Annotated in this window: 1 protein-coding gene; it reads left to right on the forward strand. The window is 45.9% G+C overall.

What is annotated here, in order from left to right:
• A partial coding sequence (locus J3482_RS20565) for a homoserine O-acetyltransferase/O-succinyltransferase family protein (protein WP_206923138.1) occupies nt 1-255 on the forward strand: 255 nt, incomplete at both ends.

Here is a 255-nt window from a genome sequence, read left to right on the forward strand (position 1 = left end):
TCTTTATATGGAGAGCCACCGTTCTAAAACAACTCGTTCAGAGCACATGGAGACCTTCTATAAAACTTTTCCTGAAGTCAAGGATGAGTATTTTGATGGGATGATCATCACGGGTGCTCCAGTTGAGCATTTACCATTTGAGGAAGTGGACTATTGGGAGGAATTTAGTCAGGTGCTTGAGTGGTCCAAGACCCATGTCTATTCGACCCTTCATATCTGCTGGGGGGCTCAGGCTGGTCTTTATCTGCGCTATGG

This window comes from Alicyclobacillus suci (assembly GCF_017329615.1).
Taxonomy (GTDB): domain Bacteria; phylum Bacillota; class Bacilli; order Alicyclobacillales; family Alicyclobacillaceae; genus Alicyclobacillus; species Alicyclobacillus suci.